19 protein-coding genes are annotated in these 21,879 nt (G+C 70.4%); 1 reads left to right on the top strand and 18 read right to left on the bottom strand.

Going from position 1 to position 21,879, the window contains the following annotated elements; genetic code table 11:
• Positions 1-40: 40 nt before the first annotated feature.
• The 6 genes from C1N91_RS06385 to C1N91_RS06360 form a co-directional block, all read right to left on the bottom strand.
• Positions 41-1,414 (bottom strand): glucose-6-phosphate dehydrogenase, encoded by a 1,374-nt coding sequence (locus tag C1N91_RS06385; protein WP_058729755.1) that lies wholly within the window; start codon positions 1,412-1,414, stop codon positions 41-43.
• A gap of 187 nt (positions 1,415-1,601) precedes the next feature.
• On the bottom strand, positions 1,602-2,018 hold the full coding sequence (locus C1N91_RS06380; protein ID WP_137767063.1) for a cytochrome c oxidase subunit 4: 417 nt from the start codon (positions 2,016-2,018) through the stop codon (positions 1,602-1,604).
• A gap of 4 nt (positions 2,019-2,022) precedes the next feature.
• Complete coding sequence (gene ctaD, locus C1N91_RS06375) at positions 2,023-3,759, bottom strand: aa3-type cytochrome oxidase subunit I (RefSeq protein WP_058729753.1); 1,737 nt, start codon at positions 3,757-3,759, stop codon at positions 2,023-2,025.
• An 11-nt stretch (positions 3,760-3,770) separates the two neighbouring features.
• Complete coding sequence (ctaC, locus tag C1N91_RS06370; RefSeq protein ID WP_137768695.1) at positions 3,771-4,673, bottom strand: aa3-type cytochrome oxidase subunit II; 903 nt, start codon at positions 4,671-4,673, stop codon at positions 3,771-3,773.
• Positions 4,674-4,975: 302 nt separating this feature from the next.
• A complete protein-coding gene (locus tag C1N91_RS06365) occupies positions 4,976-5,350 on the bottom strand; it encodes a HesB/IscA family protein (RefSeq protein ID WP_058729751.1) in 375 nt (124 codons plus the stop codon).
• Between the two features lie 231 nt (positions 5,351-5,581).
• Positions 5,582-7,027, bottom strand: coding sequence for a dipeptidase (locus C1N91_RS06360; protein WP_137767062.1), 1,446 nt, complete (start codon positions 7,025-7,027; stop codon positions 5,582-5,584).
• A gap of 51 nt (positions 7,028-7,078) precedes the next feature.
• On the opposite strand from C1N91_RS06360, the gene C1N91_RS06355 reads away from it, so the two are divergent.
• Positions 7,079-7,654 (top strand): DUF3043 domain-containing protein, encoded by a 576-nt coding sequence (locus tag C1N91_RS06355; RefSeq protein WP_137767061.1) that lies wholly within the window; start codon positions 7,079-7,081, stop codon positions 7,652-7,654.
• A 692-nt stretch (positions 7,655-8,346) separates the two neighbouring features.
• Here the strand turns inward: C1N91_RS06355 and C1N91_RS06350 are convergent.
• From C1N91_RS06350 to ftsZ, 12 genes are all read right to left on the bottom strand, one after another.
• On the bottom strand, positions 8,347-9,354 hold the full coding sequence (locus tag C1N91_RS06350) for a quinone-dependent dihydroorotate dehydrogenase (RefSeq protein WP_254678404.1): 1,008 nt from the start codon (positions 9,352-9,354) through the stop codon (positions 8,347-8,349).
• Between the two features lie 65 nt (positions 9,355-9,419).
• Positions 9,420-9,911 carry a transcriptional regulator NrdR gene (nrdR, locus tag C1N91_RS06345; protein ID WP_137767059.1) on the bottom strand — a complete coding sequence of 164 codons (492 nt, stop codon included), beginning with the start codon at positions 9,909-9,911 and terminating at the stop codon, positions 9,420-9,422.
• Between the two features lie 71 nt (positions 9,912-9,982).
• A complete protein-coding gene (hisD, locus tag C1N91_RS06340; RefSeq protein ID WP_137767058.1) occupies positions 9,983-11,293 on the bottom strand; it encodes a histidinol dehydrogenase in 1,311 nt (436 codons plus the stop codon).
• The gene (locus tag C1N91_RS06335) at positions 11,293-12,147 is read right to left on the bottom strand and encodes a hypothetical protein (protein ID WP_137767057.1); all 855 of its coding nucleotides are present in this window, start codon (positions 12,145-12,147) and stop codon (positions 11,293-11,295) included. Before C1N91_RS06335 ends, hisD begins: the two co-directional genes overlap by 1 nt.
• Positions 12,148-12,156: 9 nt before the next feature.
• The gene (gene dnaE, locus C1N91_RS06330; protein ID WP_254678403.1) at positions 12,157-15,639 is read right to left on the bottom strand and encodes a DNA polymerase III subunit alpha; all 3,483 of its coding nucleotides are present in this window, start codon (positions 15,637-15,639) and stop codon (positions 12,157-12,159) included.
• A 680-nt stretch (positions 15,640-16,319) separates the two neighbouring features.
• Positions 16,320-17,249 (bottom strand): RluA family pseudouridine synthase, encoded by a 930-nt coding sequence (locus C1N91_RS06325; RefSeq protein WP_137767055.1) that lies wholly within the window; start codon positions 17,247-17,249, stop codon positions 16,320-16,322.
• Positions 17,246-17,914, bottom strand: coding sequence for a signal peptidase II (gene lspA, locus C1N91_RS06320; RefSeq protein WP_254678372.1), 669 nt, complete (start codon positions 17,912-17,914; stop codon positions 17,246-17,248). Before lspA ends, C1N91_RS06325 begins: the two co-directional genes overlap by 4 nt.
• A 2-nt stretch (positions 17,915-17,916) precedes the next feature.
• On the bottom strand, positions 17,917-18,612 hold the full coding sequence (locus C1N91_RS06315) for a DivIVA domain-containing protein (protein ID WP_058729743.1): 696 nt from the start codon (positions 18,610-18,612) through the stop codon (positions 17,917-17,919).
• A gap of 185 nt (positions 18,613-18,797) precedes the next feature.
• A complete protein-coding gene (locus C1N91_RS06310) occupies positions 18,798-19,094 on the bottom strand; it encodes a YggT family protein (protein WP_082687673.1) in 297 nt (98 codons plus the stop codon).
• A gap of 73 nt (positions 19,095-19,167) precedes the next feature.
• Positions 19,168-19,752: a cell division protein SepF gene (locus C1N91_RS06305; protein ID WP_137767054.1), complete on the bottom strand. Its 585-nt coding sequence runs from the start codon at positions 19,750-19,752 to the stop codon at positions 19,168-19,170.
• A gap of 42 nt (positions 19,753-19,794) precedes the next feature.
• A complete protein-coding gene (locus C1N91_RS06300; RefSeq protein ID WP_137767053.1) occupies positions 19,795-20,514 on the bottom strand; it encodes a YggS family pyridoxal phosphate-dependent enzyme in 720 nt (239 codons plus the stop codon).
• A gap of 8 nt (positions 20,515-20,522) precedes the next feature.
• Positions 20,523-21,686, bottom strand: coding sequence for a cell division protein FtsZ (gene ftsZ / locus C1N91_RS06295; RefSeq protein ID WP_137767052.1), 1,164 nt, complete (start codon positions 21,684-21,686; stop codon positions 20,523-20,525).
• Positions 21,687-21,879 lie beyond the last annotated feature (193 nt).

The raw sequence follows: 21,879 nt of genomic DNA, 5'->3' as shown, positions 1-21,879 counted from the left end.
CTCCCGTCCGTCAGGGGGCTCCGTCAGGAGACCGCGTCGGTCAGGACGACGACTCCCAGTCCGCCGGGCCGCGCGAGCCCGCGCGGTACTCCTCGAGTGGGACGTCGCCCGACTTCCAGGCGTCCACGACCGGCTCGACGATCTCCCAGCAGCGCTCCGCGACGTCACCGCGGATCGACAGCAGCGGGTCGTCGTGGAAGATCCCGTTGAGGACCTCGCCGTACGGGGTGAGCTCGCCGTCGTCGAAGGACGACGACAGGGTGACCTGCCCCATCTCGAACGGGTTGCCACCGCCGTTCGCCGACACGCTCAGCTCGATCTCGTCCGGGTTGAGGACGATGCGCAGCGTGTCCGCCTTCGGGCGACCGGAAAGACCGGATGGCAGACGCGTCACCGGCTTGAAGGTGATGAGGACCTCCTTGCGGCTGGCGCCGAGCGCCTTGCCGGAACGGAGGGTGAAGGGGACGCCCTTCCAGCGGGCCGTGTCGACCTCGACCTCGATCTCCGCCAGGGTCTCGGTACCACGCGACTTGTCGACGCCGTCCTCGTCCTGGTACGACGGCAGCTCCTTGCCGTCGATCGTGCCGGCCGTGTAGACGGCGCGGCGCGAGGCGATCTTCGGGTCGTCACCCTTGAGGCGGGTGGAACGGAGGACCCGGGCGAGCGACGAGCGGAACTCGACCGCGTCGATCGCGGCCGGGGCGTCCATCGTCACGAGGCCGAGGATCTGCAGCAGGTGCGACTGGATCATGTCGACCAGGGCGCCGGCCTCGTCGTAGTACTGCGCGCGGTTCTCGAGGCCGAGGGTCTCGTCGTAGAAGACGTCGACCTTCTCGATGTTGTCCGCGTTCCAGATCGGCTCGAACAGCCGGTTCGCGAAGCGCAGACCGATGATGTTCAGGACCGTGGTGCGACCGAGGAAGTGGTCGGTGCGGTGCACGCGCTCCTCGGGGACGAGCTCGAGGACCGTCTTGTTCAGTGCCTCGGCGCTCGCGACGTCGGTACCGAACGGCTTCTCGAACGCCAGGGTCGTGCCCTCGGGGAGCTCGACGCCCTGCAGCGCTTCGCAGATGTCCGACGCGATCTGCGGCGGCAGGGCGAAGTACAGGATGGGCTCGGCGTCGGCCGCGTCGAGCAGCGCCTTGAGGTGCTCGGGGTCGGTCGGGTCGCCCTGGATGAAGGTCGTGGACTCGAGGGTCGCGTCGACCTCGGGACCCTTGACGTCCTGCGACGCGAAGGACTTCGTGACGACGTCCTTCCACTGCTCCGCGCTGCGGGCGCTGCGGCCCGTGCCGATCAGCTGGACGGGGACCGCTCGACCGCTCTGCAGGAACGTTCCGAGTCCCGGGAGCAGCAGGCGGGAGGCGAGGTCGCCCGTCGCGCCGAAGATGATGAGGGTGCGCTTGTCGGTCACCGGAGGTGAGTCCTTTCGCTGTGGTTGCGGGGTCCGCACGGGTCAAGCCGCGCGCGGGCCGGTTGATTCCCTGTGGTTCCGGGATACCCGCTCCGGGCCGAGAGCTCGGTCCGGGTGGGGTACGGGCCCCGGACGCACCTCGGGCGGCACCGGATGTGGTGCCGCCCGAGGTGTCAGGTGGATCGGATCAGTGTCCGAAGTTGCCGCGGTAGTACTCGTAGACCCAGCCGACGAGCGTGACGGTGACGAGCGCGAGCCCGATCGGCACGATCCAGAGGCCGGCTGCGAGGCCGAGGAAGCAGATGCCCGTCGAACCGGCGAGCAGGATCGGCCACCACGACCACGGGCTGAAGTGCCCGAGCTCGGCGTCGCCGTCCTCGATGTTGGCGTCCGGACGGTCCTCGGGGAGGACACCGCCCTGCGACGACATCACCTTGCCGAGGTAGAACGCGATGAACGCGGACATGATCCCGGTGAGGCCGATCGCCACGGTGCCGACCCACTCCGGGCGGCCGTAGTAGATCAGCGCCCAGATGGTGTACGCGGCGTCCGCGAGGACGAAGAAGACGAACAGGATCCAGAACAGGTTGGTGTTGGCGCGCATCGCCTTACTTCACCTCGCCCTTCGCGGCGTCGTAGGTCGGAGCGTCCGGGGCGTCCTTCGCCGGACCCACACCGATCGGCACACCGGCCTCGGGGTGGTTCAGGTCGAACGCCGGGGACTCGGAACGGATCCGCGGGATGGAGGTGAAGTTGTGGCGCGGCGGCGGGCAGCTGGTCGCCCACTCGAGCGAGCGGCCGTAGCCCCACGGGTCGTTCACGGCGACCTTCGGTGCGTTCCGTGCCGTCACGTAGACGTTGAAGATGAACGGCAGGAACGAGATCGCGAGGATCATCGAGCCGATCGTCGACAGCTGGTTCATCCAGGTGAACCCGTCGTTCGGCAGGTAGGTCGCGTAGCGACGCGGCATGCCGATGACGCCCAGCCAGTGCTGGATGAGGAACGTGGTGTGGAAGCCGATGAACAGCAGCCAGAAGTGGATCTTGCCGAGGCGCTCGTTGAGCATGCGACCCGTCCACTTCGGCCACCAGAAGTAGAAGCCGGAGAACATCGCGAACACGACGGTGCCGAAGACCACGTAGTGGAAGTGCGCGACGACGAAGTACGAGTCCGACACGTGGAAGTCGAGCGGCGGCGACGCCAGGATCACACCGGTGAGACCACCGAACGTGAACGTGATGAGGAAGCCGACGGCCCAGAGGAGCGGGGTCTCGAAGGTGACCGAACCGCGCCACATCGTGCCGACCCAGTTGAAGATCTTCACGCCGGTGGGGACCGCGATGAGCATCGTCATGAGCGAGAACCACGGGAGCAGGACGCCACCGGTGACGTACATGTGGTGCGCCCACACCGTGACCGACAGGGCCGCGATGGAGATGGTCGCGTAGACGAGGGTCTTGTACCCGAAGATCGGCTTGCGGCTGAAGACCGGGAAGACCTCGGACACGATGCCGAAGAACGGCAGCGCGATGATGTACACCTCGGGGTGGCCGAAGAACCAGAACAGGTGCTGCCAGAGCAGGGCACCGCCGTTGGCCGGGTTGTAGATCTGCGCGTCGAACACGCGGTCGAGGCCGAGGCCGAAGAGCGCGGCGGCGAGGACCGGGAAGGCCATCAGCACGAGCAGCGACGTCACGAGGGTGTTCCACGTGAAGATCGACATGCGGAACATCGTCATGCCCGGGGCACGCATCGTGATGATCGTCGTGATGAAGTTCACCGCGCCGAGGATCGTCGAGAAGCCGGTCATGCCGAGGCCGAAGACCCAGAGCGTCCCGCCGAGGCCCGGTGTGAACGTCGTGTCACTCAGTGGCGCGTAGGCGAACCACCCGAAGGACGCGGCGCCCTGCGGGGTGAGGAAGCCACCGACGGCGATGAGCGAGCCGAACAGGTACAGCCAGAAGGCGAACCCGTTCAGACGCGGGAACGCGACGTCCGGCGCACCGATCTGCAGCGGCATGATCGCGTTCGCGAAGCCCGAGAAGAGCGGCGTCGCGAACATCAGCAGCATGATCGTGCCGTGCATGGTGAAGAGCTGGTTGTACTGCTCCTTCGTCTCGACCACGTGCAGGCCGGGCTCGAAGAGCTGCGCACGGATCACGAGCGCCATGACGCCCGCGAGCAGGAAGAAGATGAACGAGGCGATCAGGTACATGTACCCGATGGTCTTGTGGTCGGTGGAGGTGATCCACCGGACGATGATGTTGCCCTTCCGACCGACCTTCGACGCCTGGAAGTCCGGCGTCGTCGGCGCTGTCGGCTGGCCGACGAGTGACGTTGTCATCTGACGGACCCCTACTTGTTCTCGCTCGACGCCTCGACCGGCGCCTGGTTGTTCGGTTCGTTCGTGTTGGTGTCGTACTCGTTGCCGAGGAGACCGACCTTGCCCTGCTCACGCAGCGTGTCGAGGTACTGCTGGTACTCCGAGTCCGAGACGACCTTCACCTGGAAGAGCATCAGGGAGTGGTACTCACCGCAGAGCTCGGCGCACTTGCCCTGGTAGGTGCCTTCCTTCTGCGGGATGAAGTACTCGTAGTTCGTCTTGCCCGGGAGCATGTCCTTCTTGTAGAGGAAGTCGATGACCCAGAAGGAGTGGTCGACGTCGCGCGAGGAGAGCTCGATCTCGACCTTCTTGCCGACCGGCAGGTAGAGCGTCGGGAGCTGCGACTCGTCGATCGCGCCGTTGCCGTTCTCTTCTTCCTGGGCCTGGATGCCCTGGTAGTAGACGCTGTCCTGCGGGTTGTCCTTGTTGATGTAGTTGAAGTCCCACGCCCAGCGCTTGCCGTACACGTGGATCGTGGCGTCCGGGTCCGTGAACGGCTTCTCGATCGCCGACTGGTCCTTCGCGGTGAAGGCGAAGAAGCCGAGCACGAGGATGAGCGGCACGATCGTGTAGAAGATCTCGAGCGGCATGTTGTACCGCATCTGCACCGGCAGGCCGGTCTGGCCCTTGCGGCGGCGGTAGACGATCGCCGCCCAGATGATCAGGCCCCACACGATGAGACCGACCGCGAGCAGGACGACCCAGCTGGTGGTCCACAGGCCGACGACGCGGCTCGTGTGGTTCGTGACGTCCTTCGTCTCCTCGGTCCCGGGGAGCCATCCGTTCATCTGCTGCTGCGTGCAGCCAGCCAGTGCGATGACCAGACCGACGGCCACCGGGACGGCCGCCCAACGTATACGGCGATTCGAACGCACTGTTACCTCTCGGAAGACGTTGCCCGGAACCGGCGAGGCGGAAGCGTCGTGCGCCGCGAGGGGCGCACCAAGCCCGCACATTGCTGGTTCCCAGCTTGGTTGGAACACTCCTAGCTTACTCGCAGCCGGTGACGTCTCGCGCACACCCGACGCGGTCCGGCGCGGGATCGACGGTCGCGGTCGGCAGCTTTCCCCCGGTCTGCGGCCCGGTGCGGGCAGCGACGACGAGCGGGGAGCGACCAGATCGGTCGCTCCCCGCTCGCGTGTCGGTTCGGTGGGCGGACAGTGCTCCGCCGCAGGCGTCAGTGGAAGCTGTCGCCGCACGCGCAGCTGCCCTGCGCGTTGGGGTTGTCGATGGTGAAGCCCTGCTTCTGGATGGTGTCCTCGAAGTCGATCGTCGCTCCGTCGAGGTACGGCACGCTCATCTTGTCGACGACGACCTCGACACCGCTGCCGAACTCGGCCGTGGCGTCCCCGTCGAGCAGACGCTCGTCGAAGTAGAGCTGGTAGATCAGGCCCGAGCAGCCGCCGGGCTGGACCGCGAGACGCAGGCGGAGGTCGTCGCGGCCCTCCTGCTCCAGCAGGCTCGCCACCTTCGCCGCCGCCGCGTCGCTGAGCGCGACGCCGTGCGAGCGTGCGTCCGTCGCCGGTGCGTTGTCGATGATGGTGTCGCTCATCCGCGCGTCTCCCTCCGGGCGGTGTCGGTCACCGCGCCTGGGTCGATTGTAAGCACGGGAGCCGACAGGACGGGCGCGCCGTCCACAGGGCGGGACCGGACGACGGACGCGAGGCCCGTGGCGGCGTCGCCACGGGCCTCCCGTCCGTCACTGCTCCATCCCGTCACCGTCGCGGCCTGCCGCTGTCCCGGTCCGTCACCGGCCCGGTCGCGTCCCGCGCCGGTCCCCCGGTCAGGCGCGCATCGCCAGACGCGCCAGCAGGATGGTCTCGGAGGCGATCGCGCGGTGCAGCACACCGAGGTGCTGCGACTCGTTCGGGCTGTGCGCGCGGGTGTCCGGGTCCTCGACGCCGGTGACCAGGATCTGCGCCTCGGGGAACTCCGCGGCGAGGTCGGACACGAACGGGATCGAGCCGCCGATGCCCTGCTCGACCGCGGGCGCGCCCCAGCCCTCGTGCATGGCGGTGCGGGCCTCCTGCACGGCCCAGCCTGCAGTGTCCACGAGGAAGCCGTCGCCCGTGTCGACCTCCGTGATGTCGAGCTTCGCGCCGAACGGCACGTGGGCGCGGAGGTGCCGTTCGACGGCGGCGTACGCGTCCGTGGCGGACTGACCAGGGGCCACGCGCACCGAGACGCGGGCCGCGACGTTCGGCAGCAGCGTGTTCGACGCGTTCGCGACGCTCGGCACGTCCATGCCCGTCACGGTGATCGACGGCTGGAACCACATGCGCGAGAGCACCGGGCCCGTCCCGACCGGCTGCACGCCGTCGAGCAGTGCCGCGTCCGTGGCGAGCTCGGCCTCCGAGCGCTCGGGCACGTCGGCGTCGTACGCGGTGAGCCCCTCGACGGCGACCGAGCCGTCGTCGTCGTGCAGCGAGGCGAGCAGGCGCACCATCGGGATCATCGCGTCCGGGGCCGCGCCGCCGAACATGCCGCTGTGGCTCGCGTGCTCGAGCGTCGTGAGCGTCGCACGGAACGTGACGTTGCCGCGCAGGGACACCGTGATCGAGGGGACGTCGACCGACCAGTTGTCGCTGTCGGCGACCACGATGACGTCCGCGGCAAGGTGCTCCTTCTGCTCGCGGAGGAAGGTGCGGAACGACCGGGAGCCGAACTCCTCCTCCCCCTCGACGAACAGCACGACGCCGAGGTCGAGGTCGTCGCCGAACTGCGCGCGCAGGGCGCGGAGCGAGGCGATGTGGGTCATCACGCCGGCCTTGTCGTCCGAGGCGCCGCGACCGTACAGCCGGTCGCCGCGGAGCGTCGGCTCGAAGGGCGGGGTCTCCCAGAGCGCGTCGTCGCCCTGCGGCTGCACGTCGTGGTGCGCGTAGAGCATGACGGTCGGCTTCCCGTTCCGGGCGGGCCGGACCGCCAGGACGGCGGGCTGCCCGAGCTCGCGGCCGGCTTCCTCGGCACCGGCCGTCTCCCCCTCGACCGCGGACCGGACGATGCGGACGGCGTCGTCGGCGAAGACGCCCGTCGACCGTGCCAGGTCCGCGACCGCCTCGGCACTGGCCTGCACGTGCGCCGGGTCGAACGCCGACCACGACACCGACGGCAGCCGGACCAGCGCGGAGAGGTCCGCGATCGTGGTCGGGAGGCCTCCCTGCACGTGTTCGCGGAGGGCGTCGAGGAGCGCGGGGTCGGTCGCGGGGCTGTGCTGGTCGGTGTCGGTCATGTCCCGTAATCTAGAGGAGATCCAGCACGCAACCGCAGTCAGGAACGCACCGTGGCGAAGGCAGCCCCCAAGACCAACACGACCGTCACCCCGTCGGACGAGGAACTCCTCGAGTCCGGCAAGGGTCGTCCGACGCCGTCGCGTCGTGAGCGCGAGGCCGCCAATCGTCGCCCGCTCGTCGGCAACAGCCCCCAGGACAAGAAGGCCGCTCGCGCACGCCTCAACACCGAGCGCGAGAAGGCCCGTGTCGGCATGGCCAACGGCGAGGAGCGCTACCTCCCCGCGAAGGACAAGGGCGAGCAGCGGAAGTTCGTCCGTGACTGGATCGACGCGCGCTGGAACGTGGGCGAGGTCATGATGCCCGTGCTCGTGCTGTTCCTGATCGTCGGGTTCGCCGCGGCGCAGACCGTGCTCGCGTCGTACTCGCTCCTGCTGGTGTGGGCGTTCGTCGCACTCTTCGTGCTCGACTGCATCGTGCTCTGGCTGTCGCTGCGGAAGAAGCTCACCGCGAAGTTCGGTGAGATGCAGCGCGGGACCTTCCTCTACATCCTCACCCGGGCGTGGCAGCTGCGCTTCCTGCGTCTGCCGAAGCCGCAGGTGCGCCGCGGGCAGTACCCCTCGCTGTAGTCACCTCCGACGTCTCCGTACGAGCGCCGTCCGGCCGAGCCGGGCGGCGCTTCGTCGTTGTCGGGGGTGTGGTCCGTCGGGCCCAGCGGGCTCCCGCGAGCGGGCACTTCCTGTCGCGCTCGGCACTCCACGCCGACACATCTCGCCCGCTCGCCGAACACGCGCGGCATGTCCTGCCCGGTCGGTGAGCAGCAGGTGCCGGCGCGCGCCCGGTTCGGATCGCCGACGCCCGGTCCGGATCGCCGACGCCCGGTCCGGATCGCCGACGCGGGCCCCGGCGAGCGGGCATCTTCTGTCACGCTCGGTGCCCTGCGCCGACACATCTCGCCCGCTCGCCGAACACGAGCGGCATGTCCTGCCCGGTCGGCGAGCAGCGCCACGCCACGCCACGCCACGAGACGGTCGCTGTCGGTCTGGAGGCACGGCACAGCACCGCCGCACCACTCCGGCCTGCGACGTGGTCACCGCTGTCCGCACCAGGGCTGGGGCGGCCGTCGCACGAGTGCAGGTCGCACGACTTGCCGTCCGCGACGGAGGTGAGCGGCATGTCGTGCGACGTGAACGGCATCGGACGGCATGTCGTGCGACCGGAGCGGCCCGGCGCGGCGCCGAGCGACGCTCGACAGCGCACGGCGGCGCCGAGCGTCGGCGCTACCGCCCGGCGCCGAGCGCCGGACGGCAGGAACCGGCGACTACCGCGCTGCGCGCCGCAGCCGCCGACGACGGAGGCGGTTGATGCGCATCGCCCAGGTCGGCCCCTCGTAGAGGAACGCCGTGTAGCCCTGCACGAGCGTGGCACCCGCGTCGATGCGGTCCTGCACGTCCTGTTCGCTCGTCACTCCCCCGACGGCGATGACGCAGAAGTCCTGCGGCACCGCGGCGCGCACCCGGCGCAGGACCTCGAGCGACCGGGCGGCGATCGGTGCGCCGGACAGCCCGCCGGCCCCCATCGCCTCGACCTCGGCGTCCGGCGTGGTCAGGCCGGAGCGCGCGATCGTGGTGTTGTTCGCGATGATCCCGGCGAGCCCGAGGTCAACGGCGAGCCCGGCGATCGCGTCGATCTGCTCGTCGGTCAGGTCGGGCGCGATCTTCACCAGCACCGGCGTCCGACCCGCGACATCGCGCACGGCGGTGAGCAGCGGCCGGAGCTGGTCGGCCTCCTGCAGACCCCGGAGCCCAGGCGTGTTCGGCGAGCTGACGTTGACCGCGAGGTAGTCCGCGAACGGCGCGAGCAGACGCGTCGATTCGAGGTAGTCGTCGACGGCGTCCTCGACCGCGACGATCCGGCTCTTGCCGATGTTCACGCCGATGACCGGCCGGCCGGGGTGGCGTCGCGCCCGCTCGAGCCGGCGCGCGGCCCGGGCGGCACCGTGGTTGTTGAAGCCCATCCGGTTGACGAGCGCCCTGTCTCGGATGAGCCGGAACAGCCGGGGCTTCTCGTTGCCGGGCTGCGCCTTCGCGGTGATCGTCCCGACCTCCACGTGCCCGAACCCGAGCAGTCCGAGTCCGGCGATGCCCTTGGCGTCCTTGTCGAACCCGGCTGCGAGACCGAAGCGCGAGGGGAAGTGGATGCCCATCGTCGTGATGCCGTCGGCGGCCGAGGGCCTGGCGTACCGTTCGATCGTCCCGCTCAGGAACGGCACCCTCGGCAGCGCCCGGATCACCGCGAAGGCGATGTGGTGCGCCCGCTCCGGGTCCATGTTGGCGAAGACGGTCCGGAAGACGACCGCGTAGCCGTTGCGGACGACGCGCTCCGCGACGCCGCTCACGCGCCGCTGCCCGAGTCGGCGCCACCGGAAGCGACGGCCGCGTGGTGGTCGCGGCGCAGCTGCGCGATCGCGTCCTCGAAGTCCTCGAGCGTGTCGAAGGCCTGGTACACGCTCGCGAAGCGCAGGAACGCGACCTCGTCGAGCTCGCGGAGCGGCGCCAGGATGGCGAGACCGATGTCGTTCGCGTCGATCTGGCTCGATCCCGACGACCGCACGGTCTCCTCGACGCGCTGCGCGAGCACGGCGAGGTCGCCGTCGGTCACCGGGCGCCCCTGGCACGCCTTGCGGACGCCGGAGACGATCTTGTCGCGGCTGAACGGCTCGGTGACGCCGTTGCGCTTCACGACGTTGAGCGAGGCGGTCTCGGTCGTCGAGAACCGGCGCCCGCAGTTCGGGCACTGGCGGCGGCGACGGATCGAGGTGCCGTCGTCGCTCGTTCGGGAGTCGACGACGCGGGAGTCCGGGTGGCGGCAGAAGGGGCAGAACATGGCGCTCCCCAGGCTATCGGCTCGACGGCATCCACAGGGCGCGGTGACGATCCTGTGGACGACGCCTGCGCTCAGGCTCGGGCGGTCCGCTCCGTGACGGCGGCCCCGTGTCCGGGCAGCTGCTCCTCGGTCGAGAGCGCCACGATGTGCGGCGCGACCTCGGCCAGGGCCGCGGGCGTGTACCGGATGACCTGCTGCGGCCGGAGGAACGTCGAGGCCGACAACCCGGACCCGAACCGTGCCTGACCGCCGGTCGGCAGCACGTGGTTCGACCCGGCCAGGTAGTCCCCGAGACTGACCGGCGTGCTCGGTCCGACGAACACGGCACCGGCCGCGTCGATGTCGGCCAGCACGGCGTCGTCGTCCGCGGTCTGGATCTCCAGGTGCTCCGGCCCGTACGCGTTGCTCACGGTCGCGGCATCGGCCAGCGAGTCCACCAGCACGATCGCCGACTGCGGCCCGTCGAGCGCGGTCTGGAGGCGCGCAGCCGTCCCCAGCGCCGCCACCCGTTCCGGGATCGCCGCCTCGACCGCGTCGGCGAACGCGGGCGAGGTGGTCACCAGGACACTGCCCGCCTGCTCGTCGTGCTCGGCCTGGCTCACCAGGTCGGCGGCGACGTAGCCCGCGTCCGCGGTGTCGTCCGCGATGACCAGGATCTCGGTCGCACCGGCCTCGGAGTCGATGCCGACGACACCGCGCACCAGGCGCTTGGCCGCGGCGACGAAGTTGTTCCCCGGCCCGGTGACCAGGTCGACCGGCTCGAGGCCGATCTCGCTCACGCCGTACGCCAGCGCGCCGACCGCACCGGCCCCGCCCATCGCGTAGACCTCGTCGATGCCGAGCAGTCCGGCTGCGGCGAGGATCGTCGGGTGCACCCCCCCGCCGTGGTCGCGCTGCGGCGGGGAGACGAGGGCGATCGACCCGACGCCGGCGACCTGCGCGGGGACCACGTTCATGACGACGCTCGACGGGTAGACGGCCTTGCCGCCCGGCACGTAGAGCCCGACCCGTCGCATCGGCTGCCAGCGCTGGTGCACCTCGGCGCCGTCGGCCAGGCACGTGACCGACCCGGCGGGGACCTGCGCGGCGCTCGCGGCGCGGACACGGCGGATCGCCTCGTCCAGGGCCTCGCGCAGGTCCGGGGTGAGGCCGGCGACGGCTGCGGCGATCTCGGCTGCGGGGACCCGGACGTGCTCCGGCGCTCCCCCGTCGAAGCGCTCCGCCTGCTCGCGCAGCGCCGTGGCACCGTGCTGCCGGACCGCGTCCACGAGGTCCCGCGCCGCGTCGACGGCGTGCGAGACGTCACCGACGGCGCGCGGCATGAGGCGGAGGAGGTCGGCACGGGCGGGCAGGCCGCCGCGGAGGTCGATTCGCTGCATCATCAGGCGTCAAGCGTACCGGCGGCGCCCGACAGCAGGGCGTCCGCCAGGGGACGGTGGCGCGCGGCCTGGTCGTCGTCCCACGCCGCGAGCAGCTGCAGGACGAGCACGCGGAACGCCAGCGCCCGGACGAGGAACTGCGGCCACTCGGACACCGGCCACGCGGACTGGGGCCACCCGGACACGGTCGCGAGCTGCCCGAGCGCCGGGAGTCCTTCGACCGGAACGCCGTGCCAGCACACCGCGTCGACCGCGGCGACCGCGGCGGCGAAGCCCACCGGCCGCCACGTGGGCGCCCAGTCGAACACGGTCGGCGGCTCTCCCGGGGCGAAGAGCACGTTGCCGAGCAGGTCGCGGTGCACCAGCTGCGACAGCGCACGGACGGGGCGGAAGGCCGCGGCGAGCCGGTCGAGCAGCGGCTCCGACGGCAGGGGCCGGGGTCCCCAGACGAGCCGGTCCGCCCGGCTCCACGGGTCGTCGACCGGGTCGAGGAACGCCGGACGGGGCAGGTGCGCGACCGCACGGTGGAAGGCGGCCCCCGCGGCGAGGACGTCCTCGACCCGGGTCGGGTCGGTCGCACCGGGCAGCCACGCCCAGGCCTCCCAGCCGTCGACGAGCCAGTCACCGTCGGTTGCGGGGACCGGACGTGGCGTGCGGAAGCCGTCGGTGTGCGTGAGGCGGGCCAGCGTGGCGGACCGCCACCGCGCCTCCCGAACGTCACCGTGCGGACGCAGGACGATCTCGCCGGCGCGCCACGTCGCGCCCTGCCCGCCGGGCAGGAGCAGCGGGTCCCGCTCCCCCGCGCCGAACGCCCGGAGCACCGCGGCCGAGGGCCGCGGTGCTCCGGGGACGGTCACGTCGGACACCTAGACCAGGCAGCGCGGGCCGAGCAGGCTCTTCAGCTCGCCGAACAGGTCGGGCGTCAGGTTCACCGGGAACGGCAGCTCGAACGTCCGCGCGACGTCGTCCTTGAGCAGCCGGAGCCGGACCTCGGTCTCGCCCTGGTGCCGACCGAGCACGGCGGCGAGCTCGGTCACCGTCGACGTCGTCGCCTGGCGCTCCGGCAGTGAGAGCGTCAGCGGTCCGGAGCCCATCGCATCGCCGACGTTCGGCTGGAACATGCTCACCGCGTGCAGGGCCTTGCCGTCGTCGCGGACGTTGACCCGGCCGCGCAGCACCACGATCGAGTCGGCGATGAGGGACGGGCCGAACTCCTGGTACGTCTTGCCCAGGAACATCACGCCGATCTCGCCGCCGAAGTCCTCGATCTGGACGATGCCGTACGGGTTGCCGCTCGACTTCGCGACGCGGTGCTGCACGCTGGTCAGCAGCCCGGCGACCGTCACCGTCTCGCCCTCGATGCCGTCGTCGGCGGCGATCAGGTCGGCGATGGTGATCGACTGGTGCTTCGCGAGCTCGATCTCGAGGCCGGCGAGCGGGTGGTCGGACACGTACAGTCCGAGCATGTCCCGCTCGAAGGCGAGCTTGTCGCGCTTCGACCACTCCGGCCGGTCCGGCACCTGGGACACCGGCGCGGACGCGGGCGTCTCCTCGGCGACCTCGGCGAACAGCGAGTCGAAGTCGAAGCCGACATTGCCGTTGGCCTCGTCGCGCTTCACCTTGACCGCGCCCTCGACCGCGCCCTCGTGGATCTCGACCAGCGCACGTCGGGTGTCGCCGAACTCGTCGAAGGCACCCGCCTTGATGAGCGACTCGACCGTCCGCTTGTTCGCCGACGAGATCGGGATCTTCCGCAGGAAGTCGTGGAACGACTCGAACGGGCCCTTCTCCGTCCGGGCCTGCACGATGTCGTCGACGACGTTGAAGCCGACGTTGCGGATCGCGCCCATGCCGAAGCGGATGTCGTCGCCGACGGCCGCGAAGAAGCCGATCGACTCGTTGACGTCCGGCGGCATGACCCGGATGCCCATGCGGCGGCACTCGTTCAGGTACAGCGCGAGCTTGTCGCGGGCGTCACCGACGCTGGTCAGCAGCGCCGCCATGTACTCGGCCGGGTAGTGCGCCTTCAGGTAGGCAGTCCAGAACGACACCACGCCGTACGCGGCGGAGTGTGCCTTGTTGAACGCGTAGTCCGAGAACGGCAGCAGGATGTCCCAGAGCGTCTTGATCGCCGCGGCCGAGTAGCCGTTGTCCTGCATGCCCTTCTCGAAGCCCGCGTACTGCTTGTCCAGCTCGGACTTCTTCTTCTTGCCCATCGCGCGGCGGAGGATGTCCGCCTGGCCGAGCGAGAACCCGGCGACCTTCTGCGCGATGGCCATGACCTGCTCCTGGTAGATGATCAGGCCGTAGGTCGTGCCGATGATGTCCTGCAGGGGCTCCTCGAGCTCCGGGTGGATCGGCGTGATCGCCTGCTCGCCGTTCTTGCGGAGCGCGTAGTTCGTGTGCGAGTTCGCACCCATGGGGCCCGGGCGGTACAGGGCGATGAGCGCGGAGATGTCCTCGAAGTTGTCCGGCTTCATCAGTCGGAGCAGACCACGCATCGGGCCGCCGTCGAGCTGGAAGACGCCGAGGGTGTCACCGCGCTGCAGCAGTTGGTAGGCGGCTTCGTCCTCGAGGCCCATCGTCTCGAGGTCGAGCTCGATCCCCCGGTTCGACTTGATGTTGTCGAGGGCGTCACTGATGATCGTCAGGTTCCTGAGGCCCAGGAAGTCCATCTTGATCAGGCCGAGCGACTCCGCTGCCGGGTAGTCGAACTGCGTGACGATCTGGCCGTCCTGCTCCCGCTTCATCACCGGGATGATGTCGATGAGCGGCTCGCTCGACATGATGACGCCGGCGGCGTGCACGCCCCACTGTCGCTTCAGTCCCTCGAGCCCGAGCGCGGTGTCGAAGACCGTCTTCGCCTCGGGGTCGGTCTCGACGACCGTGCGGACGTCGACCGCCTCCTTGTAGCGGGGGTGGTCCTTGTCGAAGATCCCGGTGAGCGGAATGTCCTTGCCCATCACGGGCGGCGGCATCGCCTTCGTGAGCTTCTCGCCCATGCCGAACGGGAAGCCGAGGACGCGCGAGGAGTCCTTGAGCGCCTGCTTCGCCTTGATCGTGCCGTAGGTGACGATCTGCGCGACGCGCTCGGACCCGTACTTCTCGGTGACGTACTTGATCGCCTCACCGCGGCGCCGGTCGTCGAAGTCGACGTCGAAGTCGGGCATCGAGACGCGGTCCGGGTTGAGGAAGCGCTCGAAGATCAGCCCGTGGCGGATGGGGTCGAGGTCGGTGATGCGCATCGCGTACGCCACCATCGAGCCGGCACCCGAACCACGGCCGGGTCCGACGCGGATGCCGTTGTTCTTCGACCAGTTGATGAAGTCGGCGACCACCAGGAAGTAGCCCGGGAAGCCCATCTGGTTGATGATCCCGACCTCGTAGTCGGCGCGGTCCTGGACCTCCTTCGAGATGCCGTCCGGGTACCGGTACTGCAGGCCCTTCGCGACCTCCTTCTCGAACCAGGAGTGCTCGGTCTCGCCCTCGGGCACCGGGAACTTCGGCATGTAGTTCGCCGCGGTGTCGAACTCGACGTTGCACCGCTCGGCGATGAGGAGCGTGTTGTCGCAGGCCTCGGGGTGGTCGCGGAAGACGTGGCGCATCTGCTGCGGCGTCTTCAGGTAGAACTCGTCGGCGTCGAACTTGAAGCGGTTCGGGTCGTTGAGCGTCGAACCGGACTGCACGCAGAGCAGCGCGGCGTGCGACTTCGCGTCGTGCGAGTGCGTGTAGTGCAGGTCGTTCGTGCCGACGAGCGGGATGCCGAGGTCCTTCGAGATGCGGACGACGTCCTCGATCACCCGGCGCTCGATCTCGAGCCCGTGGTCCATGATCTCGGCGAAGTAGTTGTCCTTGCCGAAGATGTCGCGGTAGTCCGCCGCTGCCTTGAGCGCCTCGTCGTACTGACCGAGCCGCAGGCGCGTCTGGATCTCGCCGGAGGGGCAGCCCGTCGTCGCGATGATCCCCTCGTGGTACTGGTCGAGGAGCTCGATGTCCATGCGGGGCTTGAAGTAGTAGCCCTCGATCGACGCCCGGCTCGACAGCCGGAACAGGTTGTGCATGCCCGTCGTGTTCTCGGCGAACATCGTCATGTGCGTGTACGCGCCGGAGCCGGACACGTCGTCCCCACCGCCGTCGCCCCAGCGCACCCGGGTCTTGTCCGACCGGTGCGTGCGCGGCGTGATGTACGCCTCGGTCCCGATGATCGGCTTGACCCCGCCGGCCTTCGCCGCCTTCCAGAACTCGAACGCGCCGAACATGTTGCCGTGGTCGGTGACCGCGACGGCGGGCATGCCCTGCGCGGCGGTCTCGGCGACCAGGTCGCTCAACCGGGCGGCGCCGTCGAGCATCGAGTACTCGCTGTGCACGTGCAGGTGGACGAAGGAGTCGGAATCCGACACGGGACCTCCGGTTTCGACGGGGACTGCTGCGGGGCGGGACAAGCCTAACCGGCAGCACCGACGGCCCCCGCGTGTCCGGCGCGCCTGCCGTCGGGCGCCCGGCGCCACTGCCTTGCGAGCGGGTGGAACACGCCGCAGGCCTTCCGCCGAGCGGGCGGAAGGCATCAGCAGATGCCGTCGACCGCGACGGATACTGCACGCTCGGCTGCGCCGCGCCCGGGAGGCGGAGGCGGAAACGGAGCCGCCGGGCGCGGAGCCGCCGGCGAAGGCGGAGCCGCCCGAAGCGGCGGTCGCCTGCGAACGGGCGGAACACGCCGCGGCCGGTTCGTCGAGCGGCGGAAGGCGTCGTCCGACGGCGCCGAGCGCGACGGAACCGGGCCGCTCGGCGGCGAGGGAGGCGGCAGACGTGACCCGACGTCGGTCTGGAGGCGCAGGGCGGCGCCGCCACGCGCCTCCAGGCCGACGCGGATCACCTGGCCGCCGAACGAGCGGGCAGGACACGCCGTCGGTCACTCGTCGAGTGGGCGAGGATCGTCGCGCGAAGACGCCGAGTGTGACAGATCTGGCCCGCTCGGCGAGCCGAGCGGGCCATCGCCGAGCCAGCTCGGCCCCGCCGGCCCCCCGCCGGCCTACGCCGAGGCGGCGCGGATGCGGTCGAGCGCCTGCTGCAGGTCGTCGGGGTAGGACGCCTCGAACTCGACCCACTCCCCCGTGCGCGGGTGCTCGAAGCCGAGCCGGACCGCGTCGAGCCACTGCCGCGTCAACCCGAGCTCCGAGGCCAGCACCGGGTCGGCGCCGTACATCGTGTCGCCGACGAGCGGGTGCTTCGTCGCCGCCATGTGCACGCGGATCTGGTGCGTCCGCCCGGTCTCCAGGTGCACCTCGAGCAGACTCGCCGACCGGAAGGCCTCGAGGGTCTCGTAGTGCGTCACGCTCGGCTTGCCGTCGGCCGTGACCGCGAACTTCCAGTCACTCGACGGGTGCCGACCGATGGGGGCGTCGATGGTCCCCGCAGTCGGGTCGGGGTGCCCCTGCGCCAGTGCGTGGTAGACCTTGTCGACCGTGCGCTCCTTGAACGCCCGCTTCAGGTGCGTGTACGCCAGCTCGGTCTTCGCGACGACCATCAGGCCCGAGGTACCGACGTCGAGCCGGTGCACGATGCCCGCGCGCTCGGCGGCGCCGGAGGTCGCGATCGTGAAGCCAGCGGCGGCGAGCCCACCGGGGACGGTCGGCCCGTCCCAGCCGGGCGAGGGGTGCGCGGCGACGCCGATCGGCTTGTCGACGACGACGATGTCCTCGTCGTCGTGCACGATCCGCATGCCGGGGACCTCGACCGGCACGATGCGCGGGGGTTCCTTCGGGGACCACTCGACCTCGAGCCACGAGTCGGCGTGCAGACGGTCGGACTTCCCGACCTCGACGCCGTCGACCCGGACACCACCGGCCGCGACGACCTCGGCCGCGAAGGACCGCGAGAACCCGAGCAGCTTCGCGATCGCCGCGTCGACCCGCTCGCCGGCGAGTCCGTCCGGCACGGGCAGGGAACGCTGCTCGCTCACGTCGCGTCGTGCCCGAGGACGTCGCGACCGTCGCGCGGCGCGCGCGGGTCCGGCTCCGCCACAACCGGACGGGAGGCACGGGGCGACTCCGTCCCGTCGGCCGCGTCCGAGCGGGCGGCCGCGTCAGCAGCGCGCTGCTGCTTCGTGGTCAGCGCGCGGGTGCCGTCGAGGTTCACCCCGAGGATGACGAGGAGCACGAACACGACCATGCTCACGCAGATGAACGAGTCGGCGATGTTGTAGATCGCGGGCATCATCCACGGCGTGGAGATGAAGTCGACCACGTGCCCGCGGCCGAAGCCCGGCTCACGGAAGAGCCGGTCGAGCAGGTTGCCGAGCGCACCGCCGAGCAGCATGCCGAGCACGATCGCCCACCACATCGACCGGATGCGCCGGGCGAACACGATGATGGCGACGACGACCGCCGTCGAGACGATCGAGAACACCCACGTCATGTTGACCGCGAACGAGAACGCGGCGCCGGGGTTCCGGACGTACAGCAGCTGGAGCGCGTCACCGAGGACCGGGACGGCCTGGCCGTAGGGCAGGTTCGCGACGACGAGGGCCTTCACGCCCTGGTCGAGCGCCACCACGACGACAGCGGCGAAGGCCAGTGCCGCGATCGCGCGGACACTGACCTTCGCCGTCGGTGCTGGTCTGACCAACGTCAGTTGCCGAAGCCCTGCGCCGAAGCGGGCGCGGGGGTGAGGCCGGACTCCTGCGAGCCGGACCCGTCGAGCTCGGCGAGCTGACCCTGGATGTAGCTCTTGAGCTGCGCACGGTAGTCACGCTCGAAGGTGCGGAGCTCGTCGATCTTGCCCTCGAGCTGCCGCTGCTCGCCCTCGAGCACCGCGACGCGCTGGCGGTTGGTGTTCTCGGTGTCGGCGATGATCTGGCGCTGCTTCGCCTCGGCCTCGGAGACCAGGCGGGCGGCCTGCGCGGTGCCCTCGGCGATGAGTGCGTCGCGCTTCTCGATGCCCTCGCGGACGTGCTCCTCGTGCAGGCGGCGAGCGAGCGTGAGGAGGTTCGTGGTGCCCTCGGTGTCCTCGTCGGCCGGGACGGTCGACGGGGCCGGAGCGGCGGCGGCGACCGGCGCGGGCTCCGGAGCGGCGGCGACGGGGGCCGGCTCGGGCTCGGGGGTCGACTCGGGCTGCTGCTCGACGGGCTGCTCGGCCGCGGCCGGCTTCGGCGCCGACTCGGCTGCCTGCAGGCGCTGGCGGAGCTCGTCGTTCTCGGCCGTCAGGCGGCGGAGCTCGACGACGACCTCGTCCAGGAAGTCGTCGACCTCGTCCTGGTCGTAGCCCTCGCGGAACTTCGTCGGCTGGAACCGCTTGTTGACTACGTCTTCCGGCGTCAAAGCCATTGCCGTCACCTCAATAGAACTGCTGAACGTGTGGAACCACTTGCGTCGCGACCGAATGTACCAGCCGCGACGAGCGGTGCGGATGTCCACCGGAGCGGACATCGATCCCGACCACCGTACACCGGGGCCGGATCGGAACCGTGACCTTGACCGCGGCGCGGCGCGTGTCGCGGCGGGGTGCTGCTTCAGAAACCGCGGGCGAGTCCGCCGACGATGACCCGGAGGATGATCACCACGAGCATGACGATCGTCCAGCCGAAGTCGAGCGCGACCGGACCCAGCCGCAGCGGCGGGAGCAGTCGTCGGACGAACCGGATCGGCGGGTCGGTGAGCGTGTAGACGACGTCGGCGACCACGAGCATCGCGCCCCGGGGACGCCAGGTGCGGTTGTACGCCTGCACGATGTCGAAGGCGAACCGGCCCCACATCACGAAGAAGTAGAGCAGGAGGGCGAAGGAGAGGATCCCGAAGACCAGTGACACGATGGGGCTCGCTCGGCTCGGGTGCGTCCGCCGTCACGGCGACCGCACGGGGCGGGGTGAACCGGACTCCGGCTCAGGACTGGGCGAAGAAGGACGCCTCGATGTCGGACTCTACCTCAGCAGGCTCACCGCTCACCGCGACGTGGGCCGGCGAGAGCAGGAAGACCTTGTTCGTCACGCGCTCGATCTTGCCGTACAGGCCGAGCGACAGCCCCGACGCGAAGTCGATCATGCGGCGAGCGTCCGACTCGGTCATCTGCGAGAGGTTGATGATGACGGGGATGCCGTCGCGGAAGCTCTCGGCGATGGACTGGGCGTCCTTGTACTCGCGCGGGTGGACGGTGAGGATCTCGTTCATTTCCTGGACCGGGGTCGCCTTCTGTGCGGTCGTGTGCGAGCGGCGGAGCGGGGTGACCTGGGCGCCGCGCTGGTGGGTGTGCGTCTTGGGCTCCGCGGGCGCGGCGGCCGGGGCTGCTGCCGGCGCCGCGGCGGCGGGTGCGGCGGCAGCCGGGGCCTGGGCGGCCGGCGCTGCCGCGGGAGCCGCTGCAGGGGCGGCGGCCTGGCGGGTCGGTGCGGCCGACTGCTGCTGCTCGTCCTCGTACAGTTCCTCGTCCGCGAGGCCGAGGTAGACCATCGTCTTCTTGAGCGGGTTAGCCATGGTTCCTCCGGAGGTCGGTGCTCGTGGTGCCCTGCAACGAGGCTAGGGTGCGGCCGGCCGGTTTCCCGTGATTGCGGTCCCGATCCGGAGGTGTGTCGCGCCCTCGGCGATCGCCTCGGCGAAGTCGCCGCTCATCCCCGCCGAGATGTCGCTCGCGTCCGGGGCGATCGCGACGACCCGCGACGAGATCCCGCGCAGTCGGGCGAAGGCGCGACGGGGCTCCTCGTCGAGCGGCGCGACCGCCATCACCCCGCGCAGGCGGATCGTGCCGGTGGCGAGGATCCGCTCGACCATGGCGTCGACGTGGTCCGGCTGCACGCCCCCACGACCGGGGTCCTCGGTCAGGTTCACCTGCACGAAACCGTCGACCACCCGAGGGTCCGGTTCGATCTCGGTCGGGGCGAACGCGTCGACGACCGAGTCGCGGTCGAGCGACTGCACCACGTCGGCGTACCGACGCACCTGCCGCGCCTTCTTCGACTGCAGCTGCCCGACGAAGTGCCACGTCAGGCCGAGGTCGGCGAGCTCGGCGGCCTTGGCCTGCGCCTCCTGGTGCCGGTTCTCCCCCACGTCGGTGACGCCGAGCGCGGCGAGCTCCCGCACCAGCGATGCCGGGTGGTACTTCGTCACGACGATGAGCGTGAGTTCGTCCGCCGAGCGGCCGGCAGCCCGCGCGGCGTCGGCGATGGACGCGCGGACGGACGCGAGACGCGCCTCCGGTCCGTCAGGATCGACGGACCGGAGGCGCGGATCACCTGCCACGGGACGGGTTACTTCAGGAAGTCGGGGACGTCGAGCTCGTCGTCGTCGTCGAACGCCGGGTCGGCGGCGCGACGCACGGGCGCCTCGTGCTCCTGCGTCGACCAGGACGGAGCGCTCGTCGCGGTGTCCTCGATCGCACCGGTGCCGGTCGCACCGGCCGAGGCCGAGGCGCCGGACTCGGGGTCGACCCAGCTCGAGCGACGCTCCTTCTGCTGCGCGCCCGGCTCGCCGCCGTCGAAGCCCGCGGCGATGACGGTCACGCGGACCTCGTCGCCGAGGGTGTCGTCGATGACCGCACCGAAGATGATGTTCGCCTCGGGGTGGACGGCCTCCTGCACCAGGCGGGCGGCGTCGTTGATCTCGAAGATGCCGAGGTTCGAGCCACCCTGGATCGACAGCAGCACGCCGTGCGCACCGTCGATCGAGGCCTCGAGCAGCGGCGACGCGACGGCGAGCTCGGCCGCCTTGATCGCGCGGTCGGCACCGCGGGACGACCCGATGCCCATGAGGGCCGAACCGGCACCCTGCATGACGCTCTTCACGTCGGCGAAGTCGAGGTTGATGAGGCCGGGCGTGGTGATGAGGTCGGTGATGCCCTGGACGCCGGCGAGCAGCACCTGGTCGGCGGTCGCGAAGGCCTCGACCATCGAGATGCCGCGGTCGCTGATCTCGAGCAGCCGGTCGTTCGGCACCACGATCAGCGTGTCGACCTCGTCCTTCAGGGACGCGACGCCGTTCTCGGCCTGCGACTGGCGGCGCTTGCCCTCGAAGCTGAACGGCTTCGTGACGACACCGATGGTGAGCGCACCGATCGACTTCGCGATGCGGGCGACCACGGGCGCACCACCCGTCCCGGTCCCGCCGCCCTCGCCGGCGGTGACGAAGACCATGTCGGCCCCCGCGAGGGCCTCCTCGATCTCCTCCGCGTGATCCTCGGCGGCACGACGGCCGACCTCCGGGTCCGCGCCGGCACCGAGACCGCGGGTGATCTCGCGGCCCACGTCGAGCTTGACGTCGGCGTCGCTGAGCAGGAGTGCCTGCGCGTCGGTGTTGATCGCGATGAACTCGACGCCGCGGAGGCCGAGCTCGATCATGCGGTTCACGGCGTTCACGCCGCCGCCGCCGACGCCGACGACCTTGATGACGGCGAGGTAGTTGTGGTTCGTGGTCACGTCAGTCGGGCCTCCGGTCGAACCCTCAACCTCTACTTGAAGTTCAGGGGCGTTGCTGGTAGTTGTGGTGCTGCCACGACGCTACGGGTGCGCTCCGCACGCTGTCGCCCCGCCACGCCGCGTGTCGCCGATCGTGTCGCCGAGATTGCCGCTGTCGCTGCCGTCGTCGCAGCCCCGGCGCCGCGGGTGTCGA

It is taken from the genome of Curtobacterium sp. SGAir0471, from assembly GCF_005490985.1.
Lineage (GTDB): Bacteria > Actinomycetota > Actinomycetes > Actinomycetales > Microbacteriaceae > Curtobacterium.
Note: the sequence above shows the minus strand (reverse complement) of the source record. Positions and strands in the feature narration are given on the sequence as shown.